This window comes from Kitasatospora sp. NPDC058190 (assembly GCF_042883685.1).
Taxonomy (GTDB): Bacteria; Actinomycetota; Actinomycetes; order Streptomycetales; family Streptomycetaceae; genus Kitasatospora.
Genome location: NZ_JBHVVI010000045.1, coordinates 19,142 through 36,102 on the forward strand (window position 1 = coordinate 19,142; position 16,961 = coordinate 36,102).

18 protein-coding genes are annotated in these 16,961 nt (G+C 72.5%); 12 read left to right on the top strand and 6 right to left on the bottom strand.

Annotated features, from left to right (window positions below):
- Positions 1–47: 47 nt before the first annotated feature.
- The 7 genes from ACFVWU_RS21315 (at position 48) to ACFVWU_RS21345 (ending at position 7,692) form a co-directional block, all read left to right on the top strand.
- Entirely contained in the window at positions 48–809 is a 762-nt protein-coding gene (locus ACFVWU_RS21315) for a 3-hydroxybutyrate dehydrogenase (RefSeq protein WP_387623158.1), read from the top strand.
- Between the two features lie 344 nt (positions 810–1,153).
- Positions 1,154–2,506: an MFS transporter gene (locus tag ACFVWU_RS21320; RefSeq protein WP_387623161.1), complete on the top strand. Its 1,353-nt coding sequence runs from the start codon at positions 1,154–1,156 to the stop codon at positions 2,504–2,506.
- Positions 2,507–2,573: 67 nt separating this feature from the next.
- On the top strand, positions 2,574–4,484 hold the full coding sequence (locus tag ACFVWU_RS21325) for a helix-turn-helix domain-containing protein (protein ID WP_387623164.1): 1,911 nt from the start codon (positions 2,574–2,576) through the stop codon (positions 4,482–4,484).
- A gap of 133 nt (positions 4,485–4,617) precedes the next feature.
- Positions 4,618–5,388: a lipoyl(octanoyl) transferase LipB gene (gene lipB, locus ACFVWU_RS21330; RefSeq protein ID WP_387623248.1), complete on the top strand. Its 771-nt coding sequence runs from the start codon at positions 4,618–4,620 to the stop codon at positions 5,386–5,388.
- Between the two features lie 177 nt (positions 5,389–5,565).
- Positions 5,566–6,519, top strand: coding sequence for a lipoyl synthase (gene lipA, locus ACFVWU_RS21335; protein ID WP_380609178.1), 954 nt, complete (start codon positions 5,566–5,568; stop codon positions 6,517–6,519).
- 173 nt (positions 6,520–6,692) lie between these two features.
- Complete coding sequence (locus ACFVWU_RS21340; protein ID WP_387623167.1) at positions 6,693–6,893, top strand: hypothetical protein; 201 nt, start codon at positions 6,693–6,695, stop codon at positions 6,891–6,893.
- Between the two features lie 100 nt (positions 6,894–6,993).
- A complete protein-coding gene (locus tag ACFVWU_RS21345; protein WP_387623170.1) occupies positions 6,994–7,692 on the top strand; it encodes a DUF4191 domain-containing protein in 699 nt (232 codons plus the stop codon).
- 137 nt (positions 7,693–7,829) lie between these two features.
- Here the strand turns inward: ACFVWU_RS21345 and ACFVWU_RS21350 are convergent, their stop codons facing one another.
- Positions 7,830–8,297, bottom strand: coding sequence for an RDD family protein (locus tag ACFVWU_RS21350; RefSeq protein WP_387623173.1), 468 nt, complete (start codon positions 8,295–8,297; stop codon positions 7,830–7,832).
- A 285-nt stretch (positions 8,298–8,582) separates the two neighbouring features.
- Here ACFVWU_RS21350 and glnA point away from each other — a divergent pair, with 285 nt between their 5' ends.
- Entirely contained in the window at positions 8,583–9,995 is a 1,413-nt protein-coding gene (gene glnA / locus ACFVWU_RS21355; protein ID WP_355675031.1) for a type I glutamate--ammonia ligase, read from the top strand.
- A gap of 137 nt (positions 9,996–10,132) precedes the next feature.
- On the top strand, positions 10,133–10,756 hold the full coding sequence (locus tag ACFVWU_RS21360; RefSeq protein ID WP_387623177.1) for an exonuclease: 624 nt from the start codon (positions 10,133–10,135) through the stop codon (positions 10,754–10,756).
- On the opposite strand, the gene ACFVWU_RS21365 is transcribed toward ACFVWU_RS21360, so the two are convergent.
- Together ACFVWU_RS21365 and ACFVWU_RS21370 are read right to left on the bottom strand one after the other, a co-directional pair.
- Positions 10,743–11,831, bottom strand: a complete 1,089-nt coding sequence (locus ACFVWU_RS21365) for a PP2C family protein-serine/threonine phosphatase (protein ID WP_387623180.1) — start codon at positions 11,829–11,831, stop codon at positions 10,743–10,745. The two genes, ACFVWU_RS21360 and ACFVWU_RS21365, sit on opposite strands and share 14 nt — an antisense overlap.
- A gap of 197 nt (positions 11,832–12,028) precedes the next feature.
- Complete coding sequence (locus ACFVWU_RS21370; RefSeq protein ID WP_387623251.1) at positions 12,029–12,346, bottom strand: cytochrome P450; 318 nt, start codon at positions 12,344–12,346, stop codon at positions 12,029–12,031.
- Positions 12,347–12,405: 59 nt separating this feature from the next.
- On the opposite strand from ACFVWU_RS21370, the gene ACFVWU_RS21375 reads away from it, so the two are divergent.
- A complete protein-coding gene (locus ACFVWU_RS21375; protein WP_387623183.1) occupies positions 12,406–12,762 on the top strand; it encodes an arsenate reductase family protein in 357 nt (118 codons plus the stop codon).
- A 68-nt stretch (positions 12,763–12,830) separates the two neighbouring features.
- On the opposite strand, the gene ACFVWU_RS21380 is transcribed toward ACFVWU_RS21375, so the two are convergent.
- Positions 12,831–13,301 carry a pyridoxamine 5'-phosphate oxidase family protein gene (locus tag ACFVWU_RS21380; protein WP_387623186.1) on the bottom strand — a complete coding sequence of 157 codons (471 nt, stop codon included), beginning with the start codon at positions 13,299–13,301 and terminating at the stop codon, positions 12,831–12,833.
- Positions 13,302–13,406: 105 nt separating this feature from the next.
- On the opposite strand from ACFVWU_RS21380, the gene ACFVWU_RS21385 reads away from it, so the two are divergent.
- Together ACFVWU_RS21385 and ACFVWU_RS21390 are read left to right on the top strand one after the other, a co-directional pair.
- A complete protein-coding gene (locus ACFVWU_RS21385; protein WP_387623189.1) occupies positions 13,407–13,976 on the top strand; it encodes a DUF1697 domain-containing protein in 570 nt (189 codons plus the stop codon).
- Positions 13,977–14,102: 126 nt separating this feature from the next.
- Positions 14,103–14,648: an FHA domain-containing protein gene (locus tag ACFVWU_RS21390; protein ID WP_387623192.1), complete on the top strand. Its 546-nt coding sequence runs from the start codon at positions 14,103–14,105 to the stop codon at positions 14,646–14,648.
- A gap of 242 nt (positions 14,649–14,890) precedes the next feature.
- Here ACFVWU_RS21390 and ACFVWU_RS21395 read toward each other — a convergent pair whose 3' ends face one another.
- The gene (locus tag ACFVWU_RS21395; protein WP_387623195.1) at positions 14,891–15,742 is read right to left on the bottom strand and encodes a hemerythrin domain-containing protein; all 852 of its coding nucleotides are present in this window, start codon (positions 15,740–15,742) and stop codon (positions 14,891–14,893) included.
- A 160-nt stretch (positions 15,743–15,902) separates the two neighbouring features.
- Positions 15,903–16,958 (bottom strand): alpha/beta hydrolase, encoded by a 1,056-nt coding sequence (locus tag ACFVWU_RS21400; protein ID WP_387623197.1) that lies wholly within the window; start codon positions 16,956–16,958, stop codon positions 15,903–15,905.
- Between the last annotated feature and the right edge of the window lie 3 nt (positions 16,959–16,961).

The following is a 16,961-nucleotide window of genomic DNA, read 5'->3' on the forward strand; positions in this document are numbered from 1 at the left end:
GCCCACCACATGGGAGCCGCGCCGCCGGATTCCTACCGTTCTCGGCCATGGACACCTCTACTGCCCGCCCGCTCGACGGCCGCACGGCCCTGGTGACCGGCGCCGCCTCGGGCATCGGCCGCGCCTGCGCCGAGGCCTTCGCCGGGGCCGGCGCCCGGGTCTACGTCGTCGACCTCGCGGCCGGCACGGCCCGGGACCTCGCGGAGCGGATCGGCGGGCGCGCGATCGTCACGGACCTCGCGGACCCCGAGGCCGTGGACGCCCTGCCGGACGACGCCGACATCGTGGTCAACAACGCCGGCCTGCAACACCTCGCCCCCGTGCACGAGTTCCCGCTCGACCGCTTCACCCTCATGCAACGCGTCATGGTCGAGGCCCCGTTCCGCATCCTGCGCCGCACCCTCCCCCACATGTACGGACAGCGGTGGGGCCGGATCGTCAACATCTCCTCCGTCCACGGCCTGCGCGCCAGCGCCTTCAAGTCCGCGTACGTCACCGCCAAGCACGCCCTGGAAGGCCTCAGCAAGACCGTCGCCCTCGAAGGCGCCCCCCACGGCGTCACCAGCAACTGCCTCAACCCGGGCTACGTCCGCACCCCCCTGGTCGAGCGGCAGATCGCCGCCCAGGCCCTCGCCCACGGCATCCCCGAGGACGAGGTCGTGGACCGCGTCATGCTCGACCGCACCGCCGTCAAGCGCCTCATCGAACCCTCCGAGGTCGCCGCCCTCGCCCTCTGGCTCTGCTCCCCACCCGCCTCCTACATCACCGGCGCCAGCCTCCCGATCGACGGCGGGTGGACGGCGCACTGAGCTCCCCTACTTCCCGGGGTCAAGAGCGCCCATCGGCCCCCGCCCCAGTCGCACTGGGGCGGGGGCCGTCGACATGAGCCCCACGAACGGACCCATCCGGGCCGGGCCTGCGCGAAGAGCGCGGGCCCGGCCCTCTCGATCGGCGACGTCGCCGCTTCGGTGGTGCCGGAGCGGCGACGGGTGACAGGGGGTGGGGGTGGGCAACGGTCAGGCGCCGAGGGGTTTATGGGATGGTCGGCCATCTCCCGCCCATGGGTTGTGTGGGTCGGTCACATAGTCCCGGGGGCGCGGGGTTCCTACCTTGTGGCGACATCCTCCCCCTCTGGACCTGGAAGTGGTGACCCATGAAGGCCCCTGCACGTGGTTCGGCGGCGACCAGCTCACTCCCGCGAGTGGTGGCCGCGAGTCTGATCGGCACGACGATCGAGTGGTACGACTACTTCCTGTACGGAACGGCGGCGGCGCTGGTGTTCGGGAAGCTGTTCTTCCCGAACACCGATCCGCTGACCGGGACGCTGCTGTCGTTCCTGACCTATGCGATCGGGTTCGCGGCGCGGCCGCTCGGGGCCTTGGTGTTCGGGCACTTCGGGGACCGGGTGGGGCGGAAGAAGCTGCTGGTGGTGAGCCTGCTGCTGATGGGCGGGTCGACCACGGCGATCGGACTGCTGCCGACGTACGGGTCGATCGGGGTGGCGGCGCCGGTGCTGTTGACGACGCTCCGGCTGGTGCAGGGGTTCGCGCTCGGCGGGGAGTGGGGCGGGGCGGTGCTGCTGGTGTCGGAGCACGGGGACCAGCGGCGGCGGGGGTTCTGGGCGTCGTGGCCGCAGGGCGGGGCGCCGGCCGGGAACCTGCTGGCGGCGGGGGTGCTGTCGTTGATGACGGCGGTGCAGTCGGACAGCGCGTTCCTGGCGTGGGGGTGGCGGGTGCCGTTCCTGCTGTCGGCGGTGCTGGTCGGGATCGGGATGTGGATCCGGCTGGCGGTGGAGGAGTCGCCGCTGTTCCGGCAGGCGGTGGCGAACAAGCCGGAGTCCGAACCGGCGCCGCTGGTGGGGGTGTTGAAGCACCACTGGCGGGAGGTGCTGGTGGCCATGGGCGCGCGGATGGCGGAGAACATCTCGTACTACGTGATGACGACCTTTGTGCTCACGTACGCCGTCAACCACGCGCACTTCGACAAGCAGAGCGCGCTGAACGCCGTACTGATCGCCTCGGCGATCCAGTTCGCGCTGATCCCGCTGTTCGGGGCGCTGTCCGACCGGGTCGGGCGCAAACCGGTGTACCTGGTGGGCGCGGCCGGGGTCGGGGTCTGGGCGTTCGTGTTCTTCGGGATGGTGGACGCCGAGTCCTTCGGGGCGCTGGTGGTCGCGGTGACCGTCGGATTGGTGTTCCACAGCGCGATGTACGCGCCGCAGGCGGCCTTCTTCTCCGAGCTGTTCGCGACCAGGCTGCGGTACTCGGGGGCCTCGATCGGCGCCCAGTTCGCCTCGGTGGCCGCCGGGGCGCCCGCCCCGCTGATCGCCACCGCGCTGCTCAAGGACTACGGCAGCGCCACCCCCATCGCGGCGTACGTGGCCGTCGCGGCGGCGATCACCGTGCTGGCGGTGCTGTGCGCGCGGGAGACCAGGGGGCAGGACCTGACCGAGGCCGCGGAGCAGCCGGCGGACGGTGCCGCGGTCGGAAAGCCCGCCGTGGCCTGAGGGTTGAGCCGATAGCATCGCGATTCCTCGCAACCGTCGGAACCGACGCCGATTGGCGGCCCGCACCATGAACCACCCCGACGAGGGCGCCGCACCCGCGCTGCGGCGGCTGCTCGACCTGCTCGCCTCCGGCGCCGCCACCGAGGACTTCGCCGAGGTGCTGGCCGACGCCCGCCGCCGCGGGGCGCCGGCCGGCGTCCTCGCCGAGATCGACGACGCCACCTGGCAGGCCCTGCGGGTGCACCGCACGCTGCGTCAACACCGGCGGCGAGAGGCCGAGTTGACCGCGCTGTTCGACACCGCCGGGGACCTGGCCGCCTCCCGGGAGCTGGACACCGTGCTGCAGGCGATCGTCCGCCGGGCCCGGATGCTGCTCGGCACCGACACCGCGTACCTGACCCTGCCGGACGAGGCCGCCGGCGACACCTACATGCGGGTCACCGACGGCTCGGTCTCCGTGCTCTTCCAGACCCTGCGGCTCAGCCTCGGCGACGGCCTGGGCGGGCTGGTCGCCCAGACCGCCCGCCCGTACGCCACCCCCGACTACCGCACCGACGAACGCTTCCACCACACCGGCACGATCGACGCGGCCGTGCTGGACGAGGGCCTGGTGGCGATCATCGGGGTGCCGCTGCTGCTCGGCGGGCAGGTCATCGGCGTCCTGTTCGCCGCCGACCGCTCGCCGCGCGCCTTCTCCCCCGACGAGGTCGCGCTGCTCTGCACGCTGGCCGCGCACGCCGCGATCGCCCTGGACACCGCCAAGTCCCTGGCCGACACCCGGGCCGCGCTCGCCGAGCTGAACGCCGCCAACGAGCTGGTCCGGGCGCACTCCGCCGCCGTCCAGCGCGCCGAGCAGGCGCACGACCGGCTCACCGACCTGGTCCTGCGCGGCGCCGAGGTGCCGGACGTCGCCGCCGCCGTCGCACTCCTGCTGGACGGGGAGATAGCGGTCCTGGACGCCGAGGGCGAGCCGCTGGCCGGGCGGCCGACGCCCGCCGCCGAGCTGGCCGGGGCAGCGGCCGCGTCCCGGGCCGAGGGCCGGTCGGTACGGCACGGCGGGCTGTGGGTGTGCGCGGTGCTGGCCGGACACGACGCGCTCGGCACCATGGTGCTGCGCGGACGGCCGGACCTCGACGACGCCGACCGGCGGCTGTTCGAGCGGGCCAGCGTGGTGACCGCGTTGCTCCTGCTGCTGCGCCGCTCGGTGGCGGAGACCGAGAACCGGGTCCGCGGCGAGCTGCTCACCGATCTGCTCACCGCCCCCGAGCGCGACCCGGCCGGGCTCACCGCGCGCGGCCGCCGGCTCGGGGTCGACCTCGCCCGGCCGCACCTGGTACTGGTCGCCGAACCGGCGGACGGCGACGGCGACGAGCGGGGACGGCTCGCGGGCGCCGCCCGGCGGTACCTGTTCGGCTCCCGGGGCGTCGGCGCCGAGCACGGCGAGGCGGTGGTGCTGCTGGTACCGCTCGAAGCGGGCACGACCGGCGATCCCGAGGGGACCGCCCGGCAGGCCGCCGAACGGCTGGCCCGGCTGGCCGGCTTCCCGGTCACCGTCGGCACCGGCCGCCCCGCCGCCGGCCCCCGGGCGCTGGCCGCCGCGTACGCCGAGGGCCTGCGCTGCGTGCGCGCCCTGCGGGTGCTCGGCCGCGCCGGGGAGGGCGCCTCGGCCGGCGCGCTGGGCTTCCTCGGGGTGCTGCTCGGCGACGGCCACGACGTGGACGGCTTCGTCGGCGCGACGCTCGGCCCGCTGCTCGCGTACGACGCCCGGCGCGGCACCGAGCTGGTCCGCACCCTGCGCGCCTACTTCGACTGCGGCGGCAGCCTCACCCGGGCCAAGGACGAGCTGCACGTCCACGTGAACACCGTGGTTCAGCGGCTGGACCGGGTCGAGGCGCTGCTCGGGCGGGACTGGAGCCGGCCGGAGCGCTCGCTGGAGCTGCAGTTGGCGCTGCGGCTGCAGCTGCTCTCGGGCGGCTGAACGACTGGTACGGGCGTGGGCGTACAGTGGCGAGGTTGGTCTCGAACGCGAGGCTGGTCCCGTAACGCAAGGCCGGCCCCGAACGCCTGGCAAGGAGCGCGGTGCGGTGAGCGATAACGTGCGGTTCGTGCGGATGGGCATAGGCGAGCACGTCGTCCCCTACGAGGAGGCGTGGGAGGAGCAGCAGCGCCTGCACGCACTGCGGGTCGCGGACGAGATCCCCGACACCGTGCTGCTGCTGGAGCACCCGCCCGTCTACACCATGGGCAAGCGCACCAACCCCGCCGACCTGCCGCTGGACGGCACCCCCGTGGTGGAGGTCAACCGCGGCGGGGAGATCACCTGGCACGGCCCCGGCCAGCTGGTCGGCTACCCGATCATCAAGCTGCCCGACCCGATCGACGTGATCGCGTACGTCCGCCGGCTGGAGGAGGCGCTGATCCGCGCCGCCGCCGACTTCGGCGTCGAGACCACCCGGGTCGAGGGCCGCAGCGGGGTCTGGGTGCTGGGCCAGAACATCCCGGACGCCGTGGTGGACCCGGCCGAGGTGGTGGACATCGGCAAGCTGACCCTGCGGATGGGCCTGCCGCTGGGCATCGACCCGCGCCTGGCCGGGCCCGAGTACGCCCCGTCCAACGCCGGGCAGCGCGGCGGCGACCGCAAGCTCGCCGCGATCGGCGTCCGGGTCGCCCGCGGGGTGACCATGCACGGCTTCGCGCTCAACTGCGACCCCGACATGACGTACTTCGACAAGATCGTGCCCTGCGGCATCCGGGACGCGGGCGTGGCCTCGCTGGCCGGCGAGCTGGGGCGCGATTTCGGTGTCAGCGAGGCGCTGCCGACCGTCGAGCGGCACCTGAAGGACGTCTTCGCCGAGCTGCCGGAGCCGGCGCTCAGCCGCTGAAGCCCGCCGCCGTTCAGCCGCTGAAGCCCGGTGCCCATGCAGCTGAAACCGCCAACCACTGGGAATCTACTGGCCGGTAGCCGCGTTGCCCTGCGATTGCAGGGCGGCAGGCCCGGCACAGGCCGTACAACCACAGGCGTACCCTGGGGGTACCCCGTCTAGTTCTAGGAGTCGCACGTGTCCGCTGTCGCGCCCGACGGCAGGAAGCTGCTCCGCCTGGAGGTCCGCAACAGCGAGACCCCCATCGAGCGGAAGCCCGAGTGGATCAAGACCCGCGCGAAGATGGGCCCGGAGTACAACGCCCTCCAGTCGCTGGTGAAGAAGGAGGGGCTGCACACGGTCTGCCAGGAGGCCGGCTGTCCCAACATCTTCGAGTGCTGGGAGGACCGCGAGGCGACCTTCCTCATCGGCGGTGACCAGTGCACCCGCCGCTGCGACTTCTGCCAGATCGACACCGGCAAGCCCGCCGAGTTCGACCGCGACGAGCCGCGCCGGGTCGCCGAGTCCATCGTCACCATGGACCTCAACTACGCCACCATCACCGGCGTCGCCCGCGACGACCTGGAGGACGGCGGCGCCTGGCTGTACGCCGAGACCGTGCGCCAGGTGCACGCGATGACCGCCGAGCGCGCGGGCGGCCGTACCGGCGTCGAGCTGCTCATCCCCGACTTCAACGCGGTGCCCGAGCAGCTGGCCGAGGTCTTCTCCTCCCGCCCCGAGGTGCTCGCGCACAACGTCGAGACGGTTCCGCGCATCTTCAAGCGGATCCGCCCGGCGTTCCGGTACGAGCGCTCGCTCGACGTCATCACCCAGGCCCGCGCGGCCGGGCTGGTGACCAAGTCCAACCTGATCCTGGGCATGGGCGAGACCCGCGAGGAGGTCAGCCAGGCGCTGGCGGACCTGGTCGGGGCCGGCTGCGAGCTGATCACCATCACCCAGTACCTGCGCCCCTCGCTGCGCCACCACCCGGTGGAGCGCTGGGTGAAGCCGCAGGAGTTCGTCGAGCTCCAGGAGGAGGCCGAGGAGCTGGGCTTCGCGGGTGTCATGTCGGGGCCGCTGGTGCGTTCGTCGTACCGGGCCGGCCGGCTGTACCGGCAGGCGCTGGAGCGGCGCGCGCAGGCCGCGGTCTGACGTTCCGGGGCGGGTTTCGGCCACTGGGCCATTCGAAGGGCGGAGCTGCGGCTCCGCCCTTTCGAGCTTCACCACGCTTTGACTGCCTGGTCACGGACTGGTAACACGGGGTGGGGATAATGGACGCCTAGTGAGCGTTCGATTCTTCTCAGCCACGAGAGGAGCTGTTCGGCATGCGGATGCGGATCCGGTCGGTGGGGGTGGCGCTGCGGTTCGCCGAGAGCGTCCTGCTGGCGCCCGGCCAGCGGCACGCGCGGCTCAACGCCTGGGCGGCGGTGTGCGAGAACCGCCGGTACGCGGCGGACCGCCGGCACGACGCCCTGGCGGGCGGGGCGGCGGCGGGCACGGCGAGGGCACGCTCCGTACGCCCCTGAGGCCCCGACGTCGCTGTGCGCGACGGTGCGCGGGCACACGGGTCACGGTTCGGACGAACGGGTACCCGGGCTTGGATATCCCGTACCCGCGCCACGTACCATGAGCGTTATGGCGAGGGAAACATCCGAAAACCCCGGGCGACTGAAGCAGATCCGCCTGGCGTACACCATGACCAAGAAGGTCGACACCAAGATCGGCCTGATCATCGCCGGCGTCGGCCTGCTGACCTTCGGCGTGTTCCTCGCCATCGGCTTCGCGATCGACCACCCCGTCTACCTGGGCATCCTGGGCTTCATCGTGGCCGTCCTGGCCATGGCGATCGTCTTCGGGCGCCGGGCCGAGCGCGCCGCGTTCGGTCAGATGGAGGGGCAGCCGGGCGCCGTCGCGGCGGTGCTGAACAACATCCGGCGCGGCTGGAGCTCCAGCTCCACCCCGGTCGCGGTCACCCGTAACCAGGACGCGGTCTACCGCGCCGTGGGCCGGGCCGGCATCGCGCTGATCGGCGAGGGCAACCCGAACCGGGTGCGCCAGCTGCTGGCCTCCGAGAAGAAGAAGATGGCCCGCGTGGTCGGCGACGTGCCGGTGCACGACATCGTGGTGGGCAACGGCGAGGGCGAGATCCCGCTCAAGAAGCTGCAGATCCACCTGATGCGCCTGCCCCGCGCCATCACCGCCTCCCAGGTCACCGAGACCAACGACCGCCTGCGTGCGCTGGGCGACCTGCTCTCCAAGGCGCCGATCCCCAAGGGCCCGATGCCCAAGGGCGCCCGGATGCCCAAGGGCGGCCAGGCCCGCTGACCGCTCCCCTCCCCTGACGACACGAGAACGGCCCCGCTGAGTTTCCTCAGCGGGGCCGTTCGGCGTTCAGCCGTTGTGCGGTCGCGGCCGTCGTGCGCGATCGCCCACGTGGACGTCGTCCGTCCGTGTGGACGTCGTCAGATCCGGACCTCGACCGTGCCGACCGCCTTGTCGTGCAGGCCGCGGGTGTCGCGGTCCCAGACCAGCGCCGGCACCACCAGGCAGAGCAGGACGGTGCGCAGCAGGACCTGCGGGATGGTCGCGCGGCGGCCGTCCAGGCGGACCACCCGGAGGCCGAACAGCCGCTTGCCGACGGTCGTGCCGGTGGTGGCGAGCAGGACGGCGGCGACCAGGAAGTAGAGCGGGAGGGTCCACAGGTTGGCCTCGGCCTGGTCGCCCTTGGCGATCAGGCCGTAGGAGACCAGGGCGACCAGCCAGCCGTCCACGAACAGGGAGCCGATCCGTCGGCCGGGGCCGGCGATCGAGCCGGGGCCCTCCTTCGGCAGTCCGAGGCGCTCGCCGCGGTAGCCGAAGTCGGCGCCCATCTTCTCGGCGGCCGCCTTCGGGCCGTCGATCCACGATCCCAACGCTTCTCTGGTGTCCACGAATCCACACTAACCGGGCTGACCCCGGGCACCCGCACCGGCTCCCCTCCGGGCGGGGCGCGGCACCGGGCCCCGCCCCGACCGGGTGAATCCCGATCACCGAGGTTACCAGGCGGTCTAGACCACCTACCCGAGGGCCTCCAGGTCGGCGGGGCGATTTGCCCCGTACCGTACGCCTTTGCCACCCGTTCGGCGGTCCCGGTTAACATCTAGGAAACGAGCGGGTCACCGACTGGAAACGACCCATTCCTAGGGTGAGCCCCATTCGCCAGCCGAGGAGGATGGATGTTCAACAACGCCGCCGAAGTGAAGCAGTTCATCCAGGACAACGACGTGAAGTTCGTCGACGTCCGCTTCTGCGACCTGCCGGGCGTACTGCAGCACTTCTCCGTACCTGCGGCGACCTTCGACCCGTCCGAGACCCTGATGTTCGACGGCTCGTCGATCCGCGGCTTCCAGGCCATTCACGAGTCCGACATGGCCCTCGTGCCGGACCTCGCCACCGCCCGCCTCGACCCGTTCCGGGCCGAGAAGCACCTCAACATCAACTTCTTCATCCAGGACCCGGTCACCGGCGAGGCCTACAGCCGTGACCCCCGCAACGTCGCCAAGAAGGCCGAGGCCTACCTCGCGTCCTCCGGCATCGCCGACACCGCCTTCTTCGGGCCCGAGGCGGAGTTCTACGTCTTCGACTCGGTGCGGTTCGAGACCAGCGCCAACGCGTCCTTCTACCACATCGACTCGGAGGCGGGCGCCTGGAACACCGGCGCCGCCGAGGGCGACGTGCGCGGCTACAAGGTCAAGTACAAGGGCGGCTACTTCCCCGTCCCGCCGGTGGACCACTTCGCCGACCTGCGCGCCGAGATGTCGCTGGAGCTGGCCAAGGCCGGCCTCGAGGTCGAGCGCCAGCACCACGAGGTCGGCACGGCCGGCCAGGCGGAGATCAACTACAAGTTCAACACCCTGCTGCACGCCGCCGACGACCTGATGCTGTTCAAGTACATCATCAAGAACGTCGCCTGGCGCAACGGCAAGACGGCCACCTTCATGCCGAAGCCGATCTTCGGCGACAACGGCTCGGGCATGCACGTCCACCAGTCGCTGTGGAGCGAGGGCTCGCCGCTCTTCTACGACGAGCAGGGCTACGCCGGCCTGTCCGACACCGCCCGCTACTACATCGGCGGCCTGCTCCGGCACGCCCCCTCGCTGCTGGCCTTCACCAACCCCTCGGTGAACTCCTACCACCGCCTGGTGCCGGGCTTCGAGGCGCCGGTCAACCTGGTCTACTCGCAGCGCAACCGCTCGGCCGCGATCCGCATCCCGATCACCGGTTCCAACGCCAAGGCCAAGCGCATCGAGTTCCGCGCTCCGGACCCGTCCTCCAACCCCTACCTGGCCTTCTCCGCCATGCTGATGGCCGGCCTCGACGGCATCCGCAACAAGATCGAGCCGCTGGAGCCGGTCGACAAGGACCTCTACGAGCTCGCCCCCGAGGAGCACGCCAACGTCCCGCAGGTGCCCTCCTCCCTCCCGGCCGTCCTGGAGGCCCTGGAGGCCGACCACGAGTACCTCCTCGCCGGCAACGTCTTCACCCCGGACCTGATCGAGACCTGGATCGACTTCAAGCGCACCAACGAGATCGCCCCGATCGCCCTCCGGCCCCACCCGCACGAGTTCGAGCTGTACTACGACCTGTAGGAACCACCCACCCTGCGGGGGCGCGGACGCCACGTCCGCGCCCCCGCGGGCGTTTTCGCCGACGGGGGCCGGTCCGCGCTCGCGGGTGCGGGGCATGCCACCGGAAATCCGGTTGCCGGGGTGGGTTGGATGGGGGCATGGGAAGCAGGAGCGGCGGGGTGACGCCGACGGTGTACGTGTCGGTGGACGTGGAGGCGGACGGGCCGATCCCGGGGCCGTACTCGATGGTGAGCTTCGGGGCGGTGGTGGCCGGGTGGCACGACGGGGAGGGGTTCCGGCGGGCGCAGCCGGGGGCGGCGGCGGCGTTCTACCGGGAGTTGCGGCCGATCAGCGCGGAGTACGACCCGCAGGCGCTGGCGGTGTCGGGCTTGGATCGGGCCGCGCTGGAGGCGGGTGGGGCGGAGCCCGGGGCGGCGCTGCGGGAGTTCGGGCGGTGGGTGGAGCGGGTACGGACCGGGCCGCAGGGGCGGCGGTACCGGCCGGTGATGGTGGCCTACCCGGCGGTGTACGACTGGCAGTTCCTGTACTGGTACCTGATGCGGTTCACCGGTGCCAGCCCGTTCGGGCACTCCGGGTGCCTGGACCTGAAGACGTTGTACGCGGCGCGGGCGGGGGTGCCGTTCGCCGGGATCGGGAAGCGGTCGATGCCGCCGGAGCTGCTCCCGGACCTGCCGCACACGCACCACGCACTGGACGACGCGCGCGAGCAGGCGGTGCTGTTCGCGAACCTGTGGGAGTGGCCGGGGGCTACTCCGGGGTGAGGGCGAGGACGGCGAGGTCGTCGGCGAGCAGGCCGGCGAACCGGTGGACGTCCTGGGCCAGGAAGGAGACCACCCGGTCGGGGGCGGCGCCGCCCAGGGCGGCGAGGCGCGGGGCCAGCGGGTAGAAGGCGCCGGCGCTGTCGCGGGCCTCGCTGACGCCGTCGGTGTAGACCAGGACGGTGTGGCCCGGGGGCAGGGCGACGGTGGTCGGTTTGACGGGCTCGTCGTCGGGCCCGAGGTGGCCGAGGCCGAGCGGGAGCTCGTCGGCGCAGGCCACCGGGGCGATGGTGCCGGCGGCGAGCAGCAGCGGGGTGGTGTGGCCGCGGTTGACGATCTCCACGCAGTCGGTGCCCGGCCGGTACTGGAGCAGGACGGCGGTGACGAAGAGCTCGTCGTCGCCGCGCTCGGCCGCGTCGCGCAGCACCGCGCGGTCCAGCTGGTCGGCGAGCTCGACCAGGCCCGGGGTGTCGTGGGCGGCCGCCCGGAAGGCGCCGAGCACGTCGGCCACCGTACGGACCGCGCCGAGGCCCTTGCCGCGCACGTCGCCGAGCAGCACCCGGACCCCGAAGCGGGTGTCGCACACCTCGTACAGGTCGCCGCCGACCAGCACCTCGGCCTGGGCCGGGCGGTAGAGCCCGGCCACCCGCAGGCCGCCGACCCGCTCGGGGACCGGCCGCAGCACGGTGCGCTGGAGGGTCTCGGCGACCGTACGGGCTTGGAGCAGGTTGCGGTTCTGCCGGGTGCGCTGCCAGGACAGGACGGTTCCCATCGCCCCGGAGAGCAGGGTGGCGATGTAGACCCAGACGTGGTGCTGCTCGTTGATGTGGCCCGCGCGCAGGGCCAGCAGCAGTTGCAGCGCCAGCGAGCCGCCGGTGGCGCCGGCGGTCAGCACCGGGCCGTAGCTGAACGCGGCCACCACCGGCAGGGCGGTCAGCAGGAAGCCGGCGGCGACGGCGTCCGGGACGACGAACTCGGCGATCAGGTCGATGACCAGCAGCAGGACGGGCAGCCAGGGCACCCAGCGCGGCACCCGGGACTGCGCGACCGCGAGCTGCGGCGGGCGGGGTGCTGACACGACGGGGACCTCCTGGCTGGCCGGCCTGGCCGGTCCGGGAGAAAAGGCCCGGAATAGCCGGTTCGTCCCTCCATGGTCCCCCACGAACGGGCCCGGTCACGAACGGCCGAACGTCCCGGATTCCGGGGCCGACGGGGCCGACGGGGCCGGACGGGCCGACGGCGACCCCGGAAGCGCAGGGCCGCCGGGAGCCGGGGTCAGCGAACGGTCACCGGCAGCGACTCGAAGCCGCGCAGCGCCAGGCGGTCGCGCCGGGTCGGGACCCCGCCCAGGGCGAGCCGGGGGAAGCGGTCGAGCAACGCCGGGATCGCGACCTCGGCCTCCAGCCGGGCCAGCTGGTAGCCCAGGCAGAAGTGCTGGCCGCCGCCGAACCTGAGCGGCCGGCTGTCGGTGCGGGTCGGGTCGAACCTCTCCGGGCGGTCGTAGCGGGTCGATGATCGTCGCGCCGGCCACCCGGCGCTCCCCTCCGAAGACGATGGTTCCTGACTCGTGAAGCACCGGCGGGTACGCCGCAGTTCCCGCCCGGGCGGTTCGGACCCGGGCCCGGGGAAGGGCCCTCGATAGGCTGGCCGGCATGGAGATCTGGATCAACCCGCGCTGCAGCAAGTGCCGGACGGCGCTCAGCGAGCTGGACGGCGCCGGGGTGGAGTACACCGTGCGGCGCTACCTGGAGGAGCCGCCGACGGCGGCCGAGCTGGAGCAGGTGCTGGAGCGCCTGGGCCTGGAGCCCTGGGACATCACCCGCACCGACGAGCAGGTCGCGAAGGACCTGGGGATGAAGGAGTGGCCCCGGGAGACGGGCGAGCGGGCGCGCTGGATCGCCGCCATGGCCGAGCACCCGGTGCTGATCCAGCGGCCGATCATCACCGCGGACGACGGCCACGCCGTCGTGGCCCGGACCCCCGAGGCCCTCAAGTCCGTCCTGCCGTAGAGCGGTTGGCCGTTCCCGGCGACCGTTCCCGGCGGCCGGTCGCTGCTGCCGGGAACGGTCGGGGCCGGTCAGTGGAGCCGGGTCGTCTCCACCGGCCGGCCCGGGTGCCAGTTGTGGACCAGCAGCTCCTCGCCCTCCAGGGCGGTGTGCACCACCTGCTGGAGGTCCAGCCGGAAGAGGTGGAACGGGGTGGGCGGCGGCTCGGGCAGCTCGGCCGAGAAGGCGGCGATCTCGTCCTCGTCGGTGACCTCCACCGCGCGGCCGGAGAGCTTGGAGTCCCCGCCGGCCATGGTCTCGTCGCCCGGGTGGGCGTGCAACGCGAAGCGGGCGTCCCGCTGGAGGTCGCGCGCCTTGACCGCCTGGTGCATCGATCCGACCCAGGCGTCGGCGCCGATGAAGTCGACCTCCGTCCCGCTCACCCGGGGTGAACCGTCCCTGCGCAGCGTCGCCAGGACGTGGTGCTTGTTCGCCTCGAACCGGGCCCGTACCAGGGCCGCGAGTTCGGGGGCCTCGTGCTCGAAATCCTGCCAGGTAGCCATGGCGCCAGTCTGGCAGCCGACACCGACAACCGCCGGGTACGAGCGACCGGGCGCGGCAGGCGGTCCGCACCGGGCGTTGTCGGCGGCCGGTGCCACACTGGCGGGGTGACCACTACGACCACCACGACCACGTACATCGCGTTCCTGCGGGCCATCAACGTCGGCGGCCGGACGGTGCGGATGGAGCGGTTGCGGGCGCTCTTCGCCGAACTGGGGCTGGAGAACGTCCGCTCGTACATCCAGAGCGGCAACGTCTTCTTCAGCACCGACGAACCGGACCGGGACACCGACCGCGCCGCGCTGACCCGGCGGATCGAGGAGCACCTGGAGCGGGCGCTCGGCTACCCGGTGCCGGTCATGCTGCGGACGGTCGACGAGGTGGCCGGGCTGCTCGCCGCCGAGCCGTTCCGGGGCGTCGAGGTGACGCCGGACGTGCGGCTGGTGGTCGCCTTCCTCTCCGAGCCGCTGCCGGCCGAAATCGCCCTGCCGCACCGCTCGGCGAAGGGCGACGTCGAGGTGCTCGGTGCCGATCCCGGGGCCGCGTACGTCGTGGTCCACCTCCAGGACGGCAAGTGGGTCACCAAGGACATGTTCGGCAAGGGCTACCGGGGGTCGGTCACCTCCCGGTTCCTGCACACCACGGAGAAGATCCTCGCGGCCGCCCGCAAGGCCTGACGGCCCGTCCGGGGAACTGGAACCGCGTCCCCGGTCCGGGCGTCTGGAGTGCAGTGACGTACGAACCGAGCGCCGGAGCACGGCGCGATCTGGACAGTCCGAGCCGGTCGATCCGACAATCGGGCCATGACGCAGCCTGAGCTCCCCACCGGCCAAGCCCGGCCCTCCGACGCCGAACGGGAAGCGGCGCTCGGGGTGCTGCGCGAGGGCGCGGGCAGCGGCCGGCTGTCGCACGACACCTTCCTCGGCCGGATGGAGATCGTCCTCCAGGCCACCAGCCGCGCGGAGTTGGACGCGGCGGTGACCGGGCTGCCCACCGGCGGGCCGGTGGAGCGCTTCGTACTGCGGGTGGTCGGCCGGGTGTCCGGCTTCGGCGACCGGCTGAACCGGGCCTGGCGCACCGAGCGACTGCCCGGGCTGAGCCTCCCGCACTCCGGGGCCGGTCAGTTGACGATCGGACGGATCCCCGGCTCGGGGCTGCGGCTGCACGACGCCTCGGTCTCCCGGCACCACGCGCAGCTGCGGCACGAGAACGGCGGCTGGGTGCTCTACGACCTCGGTTCGACCAACGGCACGCACGTGAACGGGCGGCGGATAGCGGGTGGGGTGCCGGTCCGGCCGGGCGACCAGGTGCGGTTCGGCAACCTGGAGTTCCGGCTCGCCGCGCACTGACCCGGTCACCGGCGGGCGGTGGCGCACCGGCGGGGACGACTCCGGTGGATCGTCAATGATGGATGCGAGGGAGGCGGAGCGGATCGTCGCTCCGCTGGAGTGGCTCAACCGCCTGCCGGAGTGGGCGCCGGGAGCACGATCCCCCATGGGGCAGAGGAGTTGGGCACACCGACCGGATGTCGTCATATGCCCGAGGCCAGTGCCACGCGCGTAGATCAACGGCCCGCGAAAACAGCCGCGGGTCAGTCGACGACGCTCCCCGGGCCGCCGGGGCCCTCGCCGAAGATGCTCAGGTTGCCGCCGACCGGCCCGCCGCCGACGGCTCCCCCGCCCAGGTCACCCGACGGCCCCCACAGCGGCGCCGTGCAGCGCTGGTAGGTCGCCTGCCAGTGCGGCCAGTTGCGGGCCACGTCGTCGTCGCACTCGGCCAGCAGTCGCTCGACCGTCGCCGGCTCCACCCCGTCCAGCAGCCAGGCCAGCGCGTCCGCGGTGCCCGGGCCGTCCGCCGAGCGCAGCAGGTCGAGCAGCTCGCCCAGGCCGCCGAGCCGGGAGTTGTCGGTGACCACCCGCTCCATCCGGGGCAGCAACTGCCGCTCCTCGATGCGCAGATGGGTCTCCAGCCGGGCCGCCAGGTCCTCCATCGCGTACGCCACCGGCCAGGCGCTGCCGGTGTCCCGGCTGGCGATCCGGACCAGCGTGGTGACCCGGGTGAAGGAGTGGTCGAGGTTGTGGTGGTCGGCCTCCAGCCAGTTGAGCAGCAGCCGCAGCTCGGGCGCGAAGCGCCGCACGATCGGCCAGATCCGGGTGTCCTGCTGCTCGTGGTGGCAGGTCAGCATCGCGGTCATGAAGGTCCAGTGCCGCAGCAGCGCCTCGCCCTTGTGCTCCTCCTCGGGCTGGAGCAGCCGCAGCGCGTTGGGCAGTCGGGCGAGGTCCCGGCGCAGTGCGGCGTGCACCAGCCGCAGCCCGGCGAACCGGGCGACGAGCGGTTCCTCGTCCGCGGTCCGCCCGTACGTGTCCGTCCCCCGGGAGTCGGCAGCGGACTCCGCCTGCGCGGGCACGGAGCGAGCGGGCTGGGGCAGCAGGTGGATCGGCATGAGGCTCTCTTCACGACGTGGCAGGACGGCTGGGGCGGCCCGTGAAGGCCGCCCCAGCCAAGGTGCTCGCAGTCGATCAGAAGCGAATCAATGTCCGATTGACGCGCAGGTCACGGGCCTGCGCACGGGCCGAAGCCCTCCCGCCGAACCACCCCCCGGATCAGTCCGAGGCGGGGCCCGCCAGGTTCTTGGTGAGCCACTGCAGGGTGTCCGGGATCATCTTCTTGAAGTCCGAGGTGAGGTGCTTGCCACCGGGCTGCTCGTAGTACTCGATGGACACCGGCGGGACGGCCTTGGCCACCCAGCTCTTGACGACGTCCTTCTCGTAGCCGTTGGCGCCGCCCGCGGTGACGTACATCTTCACGTCGGCCTTGCCCTGGGTGATCAGCTGGTTGGGGCTGTTGGCCGCCTTCTCGGCGTCGTGGCCCTTCCACAGCCCGGAGTCCGGGATGAAGTAGCCGTCGATCGGCACCGCGGCCTTGTAGACGTCCGGGTGCTGCAGGGCCATCTTGGCGCTGCAGAAGCCGCCGGTGGAGGCGCCCATCACGCCCCAGCTGTCGCGGCCCTTCAGGGTGCGGAAGCTGGCGCGGACCCAGTCCGGGATGTCCTCGGCCATCCAGGTGCCCATCTTGGGCTGGCCCGGGATGTCGGAGCAGTCCAGCGCGTTCTTCTCGTCGCTGTTGAAGTTCTGCACCGGCATGATCATGATGAACGGGTGGGCCTTGCCCTCCTTGACCAGCCGCTCGTCCTCCTCCTGGATCGGCAACTGGTTGTCGGTCCAGGTGTTGTATCCGTTGCTCTGGCCGCCCGCGTAGAGGGTGAGCACCGGGAAGCCGGTCTTGGCGAACTTGGGGTCGTTGTACTCGGGCGGCAGCCAGACCCAGACCTGGCCGGTGACACCGGACTTGGCGCCGGTCACCTTGGTCATCATGATCGGGCCGGCCGCGGTGTCCCGGACCTTGTTCATGGCGGGGGCCGGGCCGGTCGGCATCTGCACCGCCCCGTTGGCCGCGGTGGGCTGCACGGCGGAGGGCACGGCCGAGACGGCGGCGCCGGCGGTCGGGCTGCCCGCGCCGCCGGTCGCTGCCGGGGTGCCGTCCGCCGAGGCGTTCCCCTTCCCGCCGCCGGAACTCCCGCAGGCCGCGAGCGAGGCGGCCAGGGTGAGGACGGCGGCGCCGGTCAGGACGGCACGGGAACGGGACGACTGCCTAAGCACGGT